This is a genomic window from Thiohalocapsa sp. ML1 (genome assembly GCF_001469165.1).
In the GTDB taxonomy this organism is placed as follows: Bacteria; Pseudomonadota; Gammaproteobacteria; order Chromatiales; family Chromatiaceae; genus Thiohalocapsa.
Genome location: NZ_JABX01000002.1, coordinates 128,936 through 141,668, shown reverse-complemented (window position 1 = coordinate 141,668; position 12,733 = coordinate 128,936). Strand labels below are relative to the sequence as shown.

Annotated in this window: 14 protein-coding genes; 12 read left to right on the top strand and 2 right to left on the bottom strand. The window is 68.7% G+C overall.

The features are described 5' to 3' along the window. Positions 1-165 precede the first annotated feature (165 nt). Complete coding sequence (locus ML01_RS01940) at positions 166-801, top strand: hypothetical protein (protein ID WP_058553708.1); 636 nt, start codon at positions 166-168, stop codon at positions 799-801. A gap of 17 nt (positions 802-818) precedes the next feature. Here ML01_RS01940 and ML01_RS01935 read toward each other — a convergent pair whose 3' ends face one another. Continuing rightward, on the bottom strand, positions 819-1,616 hold the full coding sequence (locus ML01_RS01935) for a sulfite exporter TauE/SafE family protein (protein ID WP_058553707.1): 798 nt from the start codon (positions 1,614-1,616) through the stop codon (positions 819-821). A gap of 260 nt (positions 1,617-1,876) precedes the next feature. Between ML01_RS01935 and ML01_RS01930 the strand changes: the two genes are divergently transcribed. Next, positions 1,877-2,770, top strand: coding sequence for a complex I NDUFA9 subunit family protein (locus tag ML01_RS01930; RefSeq protein ID WP_058553706.1), 894 nt, complete (start codon positions 1,877-1,879; stop codon positions 2,768-2,770). Between the two features lie 113 nt (positions 2,771-2,883). On the opposite strand, the gene ML01_RS01925 is transcribed toward ML01_RS01930, so the two are convergent. Beyond that, positions 2,884-3,498, bottom strand: a complete 615-nt coding sequence (locus tag ML01_RS01925) for a Uma2 family endonuclease (RefSeq protein ID WP_058553705.1) — start codon at positions 3,496-3,498, stop codon at positions 2,884-2,886. 124 nt (positions 3,499-3,622) lie between these two features. Here ML01_RS01925 and kdsA point away from each other — a divergent pair, with 124 nt between their 5' ends. The 10 genes from kdsA (at position 3,623) to ML01_RS01875 (ending at position 12,728) form a co-directional block, all read left to right on the top strand. Then, complete coding sequence (gene kdsA, locus ML01_RS01920) at positions 3,623-4,492, top strand: 3-deoxy-8-phosphooctulonate synthase (RefSeq protein WP_058553704.1); 870 nt, start codon at positions 3,623-3,625, stop codon at positions 4,490-4,492. Between the two features lie 295 nt (positions 4,493-4,787). Then, positions 4,788-5,468 (top strand): hypothetical protein, encoded by a 681-nt coding sequence (locus ML01_RS01915; RefSeq protein ID WP_058553703.1) that lies wholly within the window; start codon positions 4,788-4,790, stop codon positions 5,466-5,468. Between the two features lie 52 nt (positions 5,469-5,520). Beyond that, positions 5,521-6,159: a hypothetical protein gene (locus tag ML01_RS01910; RefSeq protein WP_156427508.1), complete on the top strand. Its 639-nt coding sequence runs from the start codon at positions 5,521-5,523 to the stop codon at positions 6,157-6,159. Between the two features lie 52 nt (positions 6,160-6,211). Then, on the top strand, positions 6,212-6,976 hold the full coding sequence (locus tag ML01_RS01905; RefSeq protein WP_156427507.1) for a hypothetical protein: 765 nt from the start codon (positions 6,212-6,214) through the stop codon (positions 6,974-6,976). Positions 6,977-7,172: 196 nt separating this feature from the next. Next, entirely contained in the window at positions 7,173-8,480 is a 1,308-nt protein-coding gene (locus ML01_RS01900) for an FAD-dependent oxidoreductase (RefSeq protein ID WP_058553700.1), read from the top strand. After that, on the top strand, positions 8,477-9,490 hold the full coding sequence (locus ML01_RS01895; protein WP_058553699.1) for a lysylphosphatidylglycerol synthase transmembrane domain-containing protein: 1,014 nt from the start codon (positions 8,477-8,479) through the stop codon (positions 9,488-9,490). Before ML01_RS01900 ends, ML01_RS01895 begins: the two co-directional genes overlap by 4 nt. Next, positions 9,487-10,893, top strand: coding sequence for a hypothetical protein (locus ML01_RS01890; protein WP_058553698.1), 1,407 nt, complete (start codon positions 9,487-9,489; stop codon positions 10,891-10,893). The genes ML01_RS01895 and ML01_RS01890 overlap by 4 nt, the downstream gene beginning before the upstream one ends. Next, positions 10,890-11,951 carry an NAD-dependent epimerase/dehydratase family protein gene (locus tag ML01_RS01885; RefSeq protein ID WP_058553697.1) on the top strand — a complete coding sequence of 354 codons (1,062 nt, stop codon included), beginning with the start codon at positions 10,890-10,892 and terminating at the stop codon, positions 11,949-11,951. Before ML01_RS01890 ends, ML01_RS01885 begins: the two co-directional genes overlap by 4 nt. Continuing rightward, positions 11,941-12,216, top strand: coding sequence for a DUF1778 domain-containing protein (locus ML01_RS01880; RefSeq protein WP_082673859.1), 276 nt, complete (start codon positions 11,941-11,943; stop codon positions 12,214-12,216). The genes ML01_RS01885 and ML01_RS01880 overlap by 11 nt, the downstream gene beginning before the upstream one ends. Further along, entirely contained in the window at positions 12,213-12,728 is a 516-nt protein-coding gene (locus ML01_RS01875) for a GNAT family N-acetyltransferase (RefSeq protein ID WP_058553695.1), read from the top strand. The genes ML01_RS01880 and ML01_RS01875 overlap by 4 nt, the downstream gene beginning before the upstream one ends. Positions 12,729-12,733: the final 5 nt, after the last annotated feature.

Genomic DNA, 12,733 nt, shown 5'->3' with positions numbered 1-12,733 from the left:
ACAACTGTCTGCGCTCGCGCCGGGCGCGCCGGCCGCTCTGGTATGCTTCGGGGATTCGATCCGGAGGCAGCGGCATCGGCGGCCGCCGGTGGCCCGCCGGCCAAGGACCCCCGAGCCCCGTCAACTGACACCATGCGCCGCCCGAAGCCATCGCGCCGCCCCCCCTTGCCGGTTTATCTCCTTGTTGCGCCGCTCCTTGTTGCGCCGCTGCTCGGGCTCTGCCCGGCGCCGCTGACGGCGGCCGACGCGTCCGACGGTGTGCGGGTGTTCGCCGAGGCCATGGCGCGCATGATGGAGGCCATGGGCATGTTCGGCGACGGCGCCTCTGCACCCATGCCCGCGCCGGGCGCCATGCCCTTCGGCATGGGGCAGATGCCCCCGGGCGGCATGCCCAGCGGCATGCCCGACATGGGGGCCTGGATGCAGCAGTTGCCCGGCGCGCAGTTGCCCACCCTGCCGGGCTGGCAGCGCACCAGTCTGGAGGGTATCTGGGAAGGCCCCAACGGCGGGCTGTTGATCGTGCAGGCACATCGGTTTCGGCTCTATTCCGGCCGCGGAGACTATATCGAGGGCTTGATCCAGCAGCGCGGCGACCGCGTCGCGCTGTACGACCCCGAGCACGACATCGCCAGGCCCTACGAGTTTGCGCAGCACCAGGGCCGGCTCGTGCTGCGGGATCCGGCGGGCCAAGTCTACCTGTATCGGCGCCTGTGGCTCGACGATGCGGGCGTCGACGACGCGGCCTTCAAGGCGCCGTCGACGCCCGCAAGCGCACCGTCTGCGACCGGCAACAACCGCTGACCGCCGCCGGGCGCGCGTCAAGACACGGCGAGCCGCACCCCCACCACCAACAGCACCACCGCGAATACGCGCCGCAGCGTTGCGGTCGGCAGCCGGTGCGCGAGTCGTGCCCCAATGGTCGCAAAGGGCACCGCGGTGACCGCAATGGCGAGCGCCGCGGGCCAGAGCACGAAGCCGAGGCTGTGGGCCGGCAACCCGGCGCGGTCCCAGCCGGTCACGACAAAGGCAAGCGTCCCGGCCAGCGCCAGCGGCACACCGCAGGCGCTGGAGGTGCCGACGGCTTGGTGCATCGAGACGCCGTGGCGAGCCATGTAAGGCACCAGCAGGGTGCCGCCGCCGATGCCGAGCACCGCCGACAACGCGCCGATGGCACCACCCGTGGCCGTGGTGGCGGCCGGGCCCGGCAGCGGCCGTGCCGACGTCGCAGCCGTCGATGCTCGCCACAGCCGCACGCCGCTGTAGAGCAGAAACACCGCAAAGAGCCGTTGCAGCCAGAGCCCCGGCAGCCAGCCGGCGATCACTGCGCCCGCCGCCGCGCCGCCGAGCAGGCCCGGCACCAGGCGCGCCCACAGCCACCAGCGCACCGCGCCGCGGCGATGGTGCGAGCGCGCCGAGGCCGCGCCCGCGGCGGCGACGACGGCGAGCGACGTCGCCACCGCCTGATGCGCCGTCCAGGCGCTGTCCGCGCCGAAGGCCGGCAGCAGCACCAACAGGGCCGGCACGATGACGATGCCGCCGCCGATGCCGAGCAGCCCCGCGAGTAGGCCGGCGCAGGCGCCGACGGCGGCATAGGCGAGGGCGGCGAAGGGCTCCAAGGGCGGGCTCCAATGGGCGGTCCGGTCAGGCGGGTGGCGGTGACCGGCACGCCGCGACCGGCTTTCGCATCATGCCGCCCGCGGTCTGCGCGCGAGCAGAGCGGACGCTTGCGGCATAATAGCGCGCCGCGCGCATCGGCCGGCGCGGCCTGGCAAGCCTCGGCAGCGCGCCGCACGACCCCGCGCTCCAGCCGTCGCAGACCAGCGTCGACGCCCAGCCGGGCTCCAAAGAACGACCTAAAGCACCGGACCTGCAATCCATGAAGCGACAGCGAGCCTGCATCATCGGCGGAACCGGCTTTGTCGGCCGTCACCTGTTGAGCCGCCTCCGCGCGGCCGGCTATCACTGCATCGTGCCGACCCGGCGCGCGCATCGGCACCGGGACCTCAAGCTCTACCCGGACGTGGAGCTGCGTCTGCTGGAAGACGGCGAGGACTTCGCGTCGCTGTTCGCCGGCTGCGCGCTGGTGGTGAACCTGGCCGGCATCCTGAACGAGTCGGGCGGCACCGGCTTCGAGGCCGTGCACGTAGGCCTGGTGCGGCGCATCGTCGCCGGCGCCGAGGCCGCGTCCGTGCCGCGGCTGTTGCACATGAGCGCGCTGCACGCGAGCGCGGCGGAGGGCGGCAGCGCCTACCTGCGCTCGAAAGGCGAGGGCGAGGACGTCGCCCACGGCGCCGCGCTCGCGGTGACGAGCTTTCGCCCATCGGTGATCTTCGGCCGCGGCGACAGCTTCTTCAACCGCTTTGCCGGGCTCCTGGGCATGGCGCCCGGCCTGCTGCCGCTGGCCTGCCCGAATGCCCGTTTCGCGCCGGTCTGGGTCGATGACGTGGTGCAGGCGATGGTGCGCAGCAGCACCGATCCGCGCACGCACGGCGCGCGCTACGACCTGTGCGGGCCGCGCGTCTTCACGCTGAAGGAGCTGCTGGAGTACACGGCGCGCCGGCTCGGCAAGCGCGTTTGGATCCTGGGCCTGGACGACAAGCGCTCACGGCTCATGGCCGACCTGCTGGGCCGGCTGCCCGGTGCGCCCATCACCCTCGACAACTACCTCTCGATGCAGACGCCGAGCGTGTGCGAAGAGCACAACGGGCTGTTGCAGCTCGGCATACACCCGACGGACATCGATACCGTGGTGCCGACTTATCTTGGCTAGCGGAGGGGCGGTTTATTTAGGGCCGAGGGCCGAGGGCCGAGGGCCGAGGGCCGAGGGCCAAGGAGTCATCCTCCGCCCTTGGCCCTTGGCCCTTGGCCCTTGGCGCGTGCACCTTATCCGCCGATGGCGCGCCGGAACGCCCGCACGGCATCGTATTGGTCCGGCATGCGCACGTGCCGGGCGAGCAGGTCGGGGTCGAGGTCCGGCAGCAGCCGGCTGGCGGCGCTGAGCCGATAGCTGCACTGGCTGGGCTGTTCCGCCTGGTCCAGCACGTGAAGCTCCAGCCGCTCCCGGCGCCAGAGCCAGACCTCGGCAATGCCGAGCGACTGGTACAGCGGCAGCTTGCTTAGCGCGTCGCTGGTGTCCACCACCTCGATGACGAGGTCCGGCACCGGCTTGTCGGTGCCGATGCAATAGGACGCATCCGGCTCGCCGCCGGCGCGGCCCGGCTGCGTCAGCGTGAAGCCGCCGCGGCCGTAGAAGCGGATGCCGTTGACGTCCAGGAAGGCCTGCAGCAGGTAGCACAGCGTCTGCTTCCAGTTCGCGTGAGTCGGTCCCACTGGCGACATGATTTCCAGGCTCCCGTCGATATAGGTCAGGCGCAGCGCGCGCGAGCCCTCGAAGCAGGCGGACAACTGCTCGTAACGCGCCCAGGGGACGCCTTCCAGCAGGATGCGCTGGTCTTGGGTAGTCGTCGGTTCGGCGGGTGGCGCGACGGCGGTGCTCATGGCGCGGATCCTCGGATAGAGCCGTTGCAGTGGCGGCTGCTGCTTGCCTTGACAAGCCAAGCCTAGCATTGTCCGGTCTTGCTGCGACCTGTAGCATCCACGCGTTACCGTTTGTTCCCAACCGATGCCCCCAATGACCGAGCCGCTCAAGCACATCTGCGTCGCCGCAGGCGTCACCCTCGGCAACGACCTGCCGTTCGTGCTGCAATCCGGCCCCTGCCAGATCGAGTCGCGCGAGCACGCGCTGATGCTGGCCCGGGAGGTCTCGGGCGTCTGCGCCGAGCTTGGTATCCCCTACGTGTTCAAGGCCTCGTTCGACAAGGCGAATCGCTCCAGTCTCGGCGGCCGGCGCGGCGTCGGGTTGGACCAGGGGCTCGCGATCCTGGCCGAGATCCGCGAAACCGTTGGCTGTCCGGTGCTGACGGACGTGCATACCGAGGACCAATGCCGGCCGGTGGCCGAGGTCGTGGATATGCTGCAGATACCGGCCTTCCTGTGCCGGCAGACGGACTTCGTCCTCGCCGTCGGCGCCGCGGCGGCGGCCTTGGGCCGCACCGTGAACGTGAAGAAGGGCCAGTTCCTGGCGCCCTGGGACATGGCCAACATCGTCGCCAAGCTCGAGTCCACCGGCTGCACCAAGCTGACCTTGGTGGAGCGGGGCGTGACCTTCGGCTACGGCAACCTCGTGGTCGACCCGCGCAGCCTCTACGAGATGGCCAAGACCGGCTATCCGGTGGTCATGGACGCGACCCACGCGGTGCAGATGCCGGGCGCGCTCGGCAACGCCTCCGGCGGTAAGCGCGAGTACGTGCCCGTGATCGCGCGCGCCGCCGTCGGCGTCGGCGTCGCAGCGCTGTTCATGGAGGTGCACGACGACCCGGACAACGCCGCCAGCGATGGGCCCAACTCGGTGCGCCTCACTGACCTGAAGCCGCTGCTCGCGGGGCTGGTCGCGCTGGATCGGGCGCGGAAGGTACCCATCGTCGAGGATTGATCGCCGGCGATCGATCGCTGCGGAAAGCATCGCTCGGTACTAGATTGCTTGACGGCGCCGAATGCTTGCAGATGAGTCAAGTTTCTCGACGACAAGGCGCTTGCAGGCAAAAGGGCCGAGGGCCGAGGGCAAAGGGAGCCCGCCTCGGCCCTTGGCCCTTGTTTCCATGCCCCGACGAGCGGGCTGCGCAACACGAGGCGCCGTGCCCTGGTCGGTCTGAGGCTCTGCCTCCCTAGGGCTCCGCATGGATTTCCGAACCTCCCGGCAAGGTGCCGATAGCTGAAGGAGACGAGTCATGGCCGCTTCTACCACCCTCGAGCCCAGGGTCGCGACCCTGGAAGACGCCATGCGCGAGCTGGCGTTCCAGTCCGCTCGTACGCAGGAGGAGCTGGCACGCTTGAGCCGCGAGATGCGCGATTTCAAGCAGGAGATGAGTGAGTTCAAGGACGAAATGAAGGAGTTTAAGAACGAGATGAGCGATTTCAAGGACGAGATGAGCGACTTCAAAGACGAGACCCGTCGCGAGCACCGCGAGCTGAACAAGAAGTGGGGCGACATGGCCAATCGCCTCGGCACCATTGTCGAGGATCTGGTGGTGCCGAGCCTGCCGCGCATCATTGAGGAGACGTTCATGGAGGGCATCGACGACCTCTCGGTGCGGCGCAAGCGCAGGCTGCCGAATGGTCGCTCCAAGGAATTCGACGCCATTGCCGTGACGCCGAGCCTGGTCTGTCTGAACAGCACCAAGGCGACGCTGCGCAGCGCCGACGTCGACCAATTGGTCAAGGAGATCGAGGAGCTGCGCGAATTTTTTCCGGACTACCGAGGGGTTCCTGTGGTCGGCATTCTGGCGACGCTGGCCGCCGAGCAGAGCGTTGTCCGCTACGCGACCAAGCTCGGGTTTCTCGTGCTCGCGGTGGGCGATGAGCTGATGGAGGTCCAGAACCCGGCGGGTTTCGTGCCGCGGCGCTGGTAGCGCCCTCGCCGACCAACGTAGTCAGGCCATCCTGGCCTGAAGGAGGCGAATCATGGCCGCTTCTACCACCCTAGAGCCCAGGGTCGCGACCCTGGAAGACGCCATGCGCGAGCTGGCGTTCCAGTCCGCTCGTACGCAGGAGGAACTGGCACGCTTGAGCCGCGAGATGCGCGATTTCAAGCAGGAGATGAGCGAGTTCAAGGACGAGATGAAGGACTTCAAGGACGAGACCCGTCGCGAGCACCGCGAGCTGAACAAGAAGTGGGGCGACATGGCCAACCGCCTCGGCACCATCGTCGAGGATCTGGTGGTGCCAAGCCTGCCGCAGATCATCGAGGAGACGCTGATGGAGCGCATCGACGATCTTTCGGTTCGGCGCAAGCGCAGGCTGCCGAATGGTCGCTCCAAGGAATTCGACGCTATTGCCGTGACGCAGAGCCTGGTCTGTCTGAACAGCACCAAGGCGACGCTGCGCAGCGCCGACGTCGACCAATTGGTCAAGGAGATTGAGGAGCTGCGCGAATTTTTTCCGGACTACCGAGGGGTTCCTGTGGTCGGCATCCTGGCGACGCTGGCCGCCGAGCAGAGCGTTGTCCGCTACGCGACCAAGCTCGGCTTTCTGGTGCTCGCGGTGGGCGATGAGCTGATGGAAGTCCAGAATCCGGCGGGTTTCGTACCGCGGCGCTGGTAGCGCCCTCGCCGACCAACGTAGTCAGGCCATCCTGGCCTGAAGGAGACGAATCATGGCCGCTTCTACCACCCTAGAGCCCAGGGTCGCGACCCTGGAAGACGCCATGCGCGAGCTGGCGTTCCAGTCCGCTCGTACGCAGGAGGAGCTGGCACGCTTGAGCCGTGAGATGCGCGATTTCAAGCAGGAGATGAGCGATTTCAAGCAGGAGATGAGCGAGTTCAAGGACGAGATGAAGGACTTCAAGGACGAGATGAGCGAGTTCAAGGACGAGATGAAGGACTTCAAGGACGAGATGAAGGACTTCAAGGACGAGATGAGCGACTTCAAAGACGAGATGAGCGCGTTCAAGGACGAGACCCGTCGCGAGCACCGCGAGCTCAACAAGAAGTGGGGCGATATGGCCAACCGCCTCGGCACCATCGTCGAGGATCTGGTGGTGCCGAGCCTGCCGCAAATCATCGAGGAGACGCTGATGGAGCGCATCGACGATCTTTCGGTGCGGCGCAAGCGCAGGCTGCCGAATGGTCGCTCCAAGGAATTCGACGCCATTGCCGTGACGCCGAGCCTGGTCTGTCTGAACAGCACCAAGGCGACGCTGCGCAGTGCCGACGTGGACCAGATGATCACGGACATTGAAGAGCTGCGCGAGTTTTTTCCGGACTACCGCGAGGTTCCCGTGGTCGGCATTCTGGCGACGCTGGCCGCCGAGCAGAGCGTCGTCCGCTACGCGACCAAGCTCGGCTTTCTGGTGCTCGCGGTGGGCGATGAGCTGATGGAGGTCCAGAATCCGGCGGGTTTCGTACCGCGGCGCTGGTAGCGCCCTCGCCGACCGCGTAGTCAGGCCATCCTGGCCTGACCGACTCCGGGCCAAGCCCTGCGCCCGCGCGCAACGCAACCGACTGTCCGGAACAATAGTCAAGGCCATCGCCACCTGGCCAACATGCGAGAATACGCCACCGATCCCGGCCGCGGATGGCGGCAGACATTGAATTGGCGTTTGGAGCTACATCGGATTGAACATCGACACCCTGCACGGAGGCGACTCGGGCGCCGCGAATGAACGCATCGCCATCCTCGGCGCCGGCGCCTCCGGCCTCGCCCTCGGTTGGCTGCTGTCGCAGGCCGGCAAGCAGGTAACCGTCTTCGAGGCGGCGCCGCGCATCGGTGGCCTCGCGCGCACCTTCGACTGGCGCGGCATCCCCTGCGACATCGCCCCGCATCGGCTGCACACGAGCGACTTGGAGGTGCTGTCCGCGGTCCAGGCGCTGGTGCCGTTGCGCGAGCATCGGCGCGTGAGCCGCATCCTCATGCGCGACAAGCAGATCCAAGACCCAATCAACCCCATCGAGCTGATGCTGCGCTTCCCGCCGCGCACGGCCTTTGCGCTGGTCTGGGGCTTTCTGAACCGGCCCAAGCTGCCGGAGACCTCCTTCGAGAGCTTGGCGCTGAACCGCTACGGCCGCGGGCTGTACGACTTCTTTTTCGAGCCCTACACGAAGAAGATGTTCGGTGTGCCGCCGGCCGAGATCTCGGTCACTTGGGGGCGCGAGAAGCTCCGCTCCTCCGGCTTGCTCGACGTGCTGAAGCGCCAGTCCAAGACCTTCTTCAGCACCTTCTGGTATCCGGAGCGCGGCGGCTATCAGGCGATTCTCGACGCGATGCAGGCGCAGATCCGCGGCGAGGTGCTGCTCGGCGCGCCGGTGACGGGCCTCGAGCTCGGCGACGGGCGCATCACCGCGGTGCACTACCGGCGCGACGGCGCGGCACAGCGCTTCGACTGCGACCGCGTCTTCTCGACCCTCCCGGCGACGGTGCTGGGGCGGATGCTGGGCGCGGAGCTCAAGCTCCGCTTCAAGCGCATCCAGCTCGTCTATCTGGACATCGCCAAGCCCGAGGTCATGCCCTATCAATGGGTCTACTTCGGCGACGGCGACGTCGTCATCAACCGCATGGCGGAGTTCAAGCACTTCCACCCGCACCTACCGCCCTGCGACCACAGCGTGCTGTGCGCCGAGGTGACCATGGACTCGGACCATGCCGAGGCGGACGTCATCGCCGCGCTGACCCGCTACGGGCTGATTCGCCGTGAGGACATCCTGGACAGCCTGGTGCTGGAGGAGGGCTGCGGCTATCCGGTCTACGACCGCGGCTTCGAGGCCGCCCGCGACCAGGCGCAGGCGCTGTTCGGGCGCTACGCGAACCTGCACTGCGTCGGGCGTAACGCCGAGTTCCGCCACATCGAAACAGACGAGGACATCGCCTCCGCCGCCGACTGCCTGCGCCGCATCTACGGCACCGAGACCGTCCGGTTGCCGGCATGAAGCGCGCCGCGAGCCTCGGCGTCGCCGCTGCCGTGACCGCGGCGACGCTGACCTATGCGCTGTGGGGCGCTGATCTCGGCGCGCTGTGGCGCACGCTCGCGGGCGGCGCGCTGTGGGTGATGCTGCCGTTCCTCGCCGTGCTCGCGGTGTTCTTCGCGAGCAACGCCCAGCGCTGGGCCTGGATGCTCCGGCCCTTCGGGCGCTTCTCGCCGCAGCAGCTCCTGCCGTCGATGATGATCGGCTTCGCGGCCAACAACCTGCTGCCGCTGCGCGTCGGCGAGCTGATCCGCGCCTACCTGCTCGCGAAGGACGCCGGGCTCGCGAAGAGCGGCGTGCTGATGAACCTGGCGCTGGAGCGGCTGCTCGATCTCATCGGCATCCTGGTCATCTACGTCGCAGCGCTGGCGCTCCTGCCGGCGGCGCCGGCCGCCTTCCGCACCAGCGCCTGGCTCGCCGCGGCGGCGGTGCTCGGGCTCGCGCTGGTGCTGGCGGCCTTCATGCTGGCGCCGCGGCAGATCGACGCGCTCTGGCGCCGGCTCGCGCTGCGGCTGCCGGCGCGGCTCGGCCAACGCGGCAGCATCTACCTCGCGCAGTTCGAGCAGGGCTTGTCCGCAATGCGCACGCCGGCGCTGGCGGCGCTCCTGATCGGCTATTCCATCGGCCGCTGGCTGCTCGCGGTGGCGCTGGCCTGGCTCGCGATCTACGCCTACGCCGGCGCCGTCGCGCTGCCGGTGGCCATGGTCACCATCGGCATCACCGCCTTCGCGGTGGCGCTGCCGAGCGCGCCCGGCTTCGTCGGCCCCATGCAGGCGGCGTTCGTGCTCGCGCTGACGCCCTTCGGCATCGAGCGGGAGGCGGCGCTCGCGGCGAGTGTGCTGTTCCTGCTCGGGCACTGGATCCCGGTGACCGCGGTCGGCGCGCTGTACCTGGCCTCACGGCACCTGTCGTTCCGCGAGGTCGCGGCGGAGGCGGAAGCGGAGCCGGCGATGCCGCCCGGGACGCCTGGATGAGCGGTGTCTGCGCCGCGGCGCCGTGGCCGCTTCGGCCCGGCGGCGAGCGCGCCTTCGGCCTAGCCGTGCTGGCGCTCTTGGGGCTGCGGCTGCTCTTGGTGCTGCTGCTCTGGGCCGTCGGCGGCGAGCCGTTGCAGCCGGACTCGCCGCTCTACCTGCAATTGGCCGCAGCGCTCGCGGGGCCCGGGTGGTTCTCAGCGGACCTCGAGGTCTACACGCCGGAGGTCTTCCGCACGCCGGGCTATCCGGCCTATCTCGCGGCCTTTCTGGCGCAGGGCGTGCCCGGCACCTTCTGGCCCCTCGTCGGGCAGGAGCTCTTGTACCTGCTCGCGGTGGCGGTGTTTTTCGTCGGCACCCGCGCGCTCTTGGACGGCGGGCTGGCGCGGGCCGTGGTGATCTTTCTCTTGATCGAGCCCGGTGGCCTCGCCTACCCGAAGCTGATCCTGAGCGACACGCTGAATCTCGCGCTCATGGTGCCGGCGCTGTTCGCGCTCGGTGCGCATGTGCGCTCCCAACGCTGGTCCTGGCTGATCCTGGCGGGGCTCTTGCTCGGCGCCGCCGCCTGGGTGCGCCCGGCGGCCTTTCTGCTGCCGGTGGTATTTGCGCCGGTGCTCATCGTCGCCGGGCGGTTTCGGCGGGTGGCCTTCCTGCGGGCAGGCCTGCTGATGCTGGTCGCGACGCTGACGTTGAGCCCCTGGCTCGGGCGCAATGTGCTCCTGTTCGGCACGCCGACGCTCTCCGGCCAGGCGAGCAACATGTTCGTGCACTATCACCTGCCCTATGTCTGGGAGGTGACGCGGGGGTTGCCGTTTCAAGAGGGCCAGCGGCAGGCGGCGGCGCTGGCCGAGCAGGCCGTCGCCACCGCGCAGATCGAGCGCGGCGCACCGCTCAACGCCGTCGAGCGGCTCAAGGTCGCGCAGGCGGCGGCGCTGGACCAGCTCAAGGCTCAGCCCGAGGCTTACGCCCAGCGCTGGGCCATCGGCATGCTGAAGACGCTGCTCGGCCCGGGCCTGCTCGATGCCTACGCCGCCTACGGCCACCAGGCCGAGCGGGTGCGTTTTTCGACCATCGACGAGGCGAGCTTTGCGCGCAAGATCATGACCTTCCTGGCCGGGCAGGATTGGCTCGTGCTGGCCGAGGTGGCGGTGCGGGCGCTGCTGCTCGGGCTCGCGCTGGTGGGCGCCGTCGCGATCCTGCGCGCCGGAAACGCCTTCTTGTGGATCATCATGCTCTTTTCCGCCTACACGGTGTTCGTGCCGGGGCCCATGGGGCTCACGCGGCTGCGCTTCGCGGCCGAGGGATTCTTGTTCTTGCAGGCCTGGATCGGGCTGCGTTGTCTGCGCGAGCTGTTCGACAGCGCGCGCGCTCGGCTCGGCGGGCTGTCCGCGCGCACCGCGGCATGAGCGGTTCACGCTATCTGGTCACCGGCGCCGGCGGCTTCGTCGGCACGGCGCTGTGCCGGCGGCTGCAAGCGGACGGCCACCGCGTGCGCGCGCTGCTGCGCCGGCCTGCCGACGGCCCCTGGGACGAGGCGCATGCCTGCGAGCTGGGCACCGACCCGCTGCCGCCCGGGCTCATGCACGGCATCGACGGCGTCTTTCACCTGGCCGGCATCGCGCACGTGCAGGACATCGCCGGCATCCCGGACAGCGTCTACGAGCGCGTGAACGTTGCCGGCACGGCAGCGCTGCTCGATGCCGCCGTCGCCGCCGGCGTGCGCGGCTTCGTCTACGTCAGCAGCGTCAAGGCCGCGGCCGACCCCGGCGAGCGCTGCGTCGATGAGACCTGGGACGCCTGGCCGGCGGATGCCTACGGGCGCACCAAGCGCGAGGCGGAAGCACTGGTGCTGCGCGCCGGCGCGGAGCATGGCCTGCATGCCTGTTGTCTGCGCCCGTGCCTGGTCTACGGCCCCGGCGTGAAGGGCAATCTCGCGCGGCTCATCGATGCGGTGGACCGGGGCCGGTTTCCGCCGCTGCCGGAGCTCGGCAACCGCCGCTCCATGGTCGGGCTGGATGACCTGCTCGCCGCGGCCCGCTTGGCCATGGACCTGCCCGCCGCGGCCGGCGGCACCTTCATCGTCGCCGACGGCGTGCAGTACTCGACCCGCGGGCTTCTCGTCGCCATCGCCACGGCCCTCGGCCGGCCGGTGCCGCGCTGGACGCTCCCTAAGTGGCTGCTGCGCCTCGGTGCGCGGGTGGGCGACGGGCTGGAGGCGCTCACGGGGCGGCCGATGCCGCTCAACACCGCCGCCTGGCAGCGCCTCGCCGGGTCCGCCTGCTACCGGGCGGATCGGCTCCGCGAGACGCTCGGCTGGGTGCCGCGGCAGACCTTCACCAGCGCATTGCCGGCGATCATTCGCTGTGGCGCCGTTGCCCAACGTCGGCGACTTGCAAACTTCGACGGAGATCGCCAAAAATCGATCGAGTCGCGATCAGGTCAAGAAGGGTTTGATGATGGCTAAACACGCAAGAGTGGAGGCATGGGTCAGCCCGGGCGTTCTCGACCTCCTCAAGCGAGCGGCGGAGATCGAGGGACGTTCACTTTCGGACTTCGTGGTGTCCGCCGCGTGCGTAGCCGCAGAGAAGACGGTTGCGCAGACAGACGCAATCGCCTTGTCTGATGCCGACCAACTGCGCTTCGCCCAGGCGCTGATCAACCCGCCACCGCTGGCGCCGGCCATGGAGCGGGCGATTGACCGTCATAAGCGCATGACACGGCCAGTTTGAAGGATTCTTCGTTCCGAATCGAGCCTTTAGGGAACCGTCATCGCGGCCTGTTCTGCTGCGGGGTCAAGGTGCTCGACCGTTACTTCCACCGCCAGGTCTCCCAGGACATACGTCGCCGCCTGACCGCGTGCTACGTCGCCATCTGCGGCGATTCCGACCGAATCTGCGCGTACTACACCCTCTCGGCCTGTCATATCCCGTTGCCGGATCTGCCCGCCGACATCACACGCAAGCTGCCAGCTTATCCGACCATCCCCGCCGTTCGGATCGGCCGACTGGCCGTTGACCAGGACTTCCGAGGCCAGGGGCTCGGCTCGGCCCTGCTGGTGGATGCCGCCCGCAGGGTGATCGAGTCGGACATCGCCGCGTTCGCGCTGATCGTCGATGCCAAGGACGAGGGTGCCGTCGCATTCTATGAGCACCATGGGTTTTCCCGTCTCAACGTGGTTGCGGGGGCGCAAACCCTGTTCATTGCTCTCAAAGGCATTACGGCACGCCTCGAGTCGAAATAGGTGAA

Bases quoted from the DNA above. Each gene is read 5' to 3' on its own strand.
- ML01_RS01915 (WP_058553703.1), top strand. From the start codon at position 4,788: ATGGCCGCTTCTACCACCCTCGAGCCCAGGGTCGCGACCCTGGAAGAC.
- ML01_RS01930 (WP_058553706.1), top strand. From the start codon at position 1,877: ATGAAGCGACAGCGAGCCTGCATCATCGGCGGAACCGGCTTTGTCGGC.
- ML01_RS01910 (WP_156427508.1), top strand. From the start codon at position 5,521: ATGGCCGCTTCTACCACCCTAGAGCCCAGGGTCGCGACCCTGGAAGAC.
- ML01_RS01890 (WP_058553698.1), top strand. From the start codon at position 9,487: ATGAGCGGTGTCTGCGCCGCGGCGCCGTGGCCGCTTCGGCCCGGCGGC.
- ML01_RS01880 (WP_082673859.1), top strand. From the start codon at position 11,941: ATGATGGCTAAACACGCAAGAGTGGAGGCATGGGTCAGCCCGGGCGTT.
- kdsA (WP_058553704.1), top strand. From the start codon at position 3,623: ATGCCCCCAATGACCGAGCCGCTCAAGCACATCTGCGTCGCCGCAGGC.
- ML01_RS01925 (WP_058553705.1), bottom strand. From the start codon at position 3,498: ATGAGCACCGCCGTCGCGCCACCCGCCGAACCGACGACTACCCAAGAC.
- ML01_RS01885 (WP_058553697.1), top strand. From the start codon at position 10,890: ATGAGCGGTTCACGCTATCTGGTCACCGGCGCCGGCGGCTTCGTCGGC.
- ML01_RS01905 (WP_156427507.1), top strand. From the start codon at position 6,212: ATGGCCGCTTCTACCACCCTAGAGCCCAGGGTCGCGACCCTGGAAGAC.
- ML01_RS01895 (WP_058553699.1), top strand. From the start codon at position 8,477: ATGAAGCGCGCCGCGAGCCTCGGCGTCGCCGCTGCCGTGACCGCGGCG.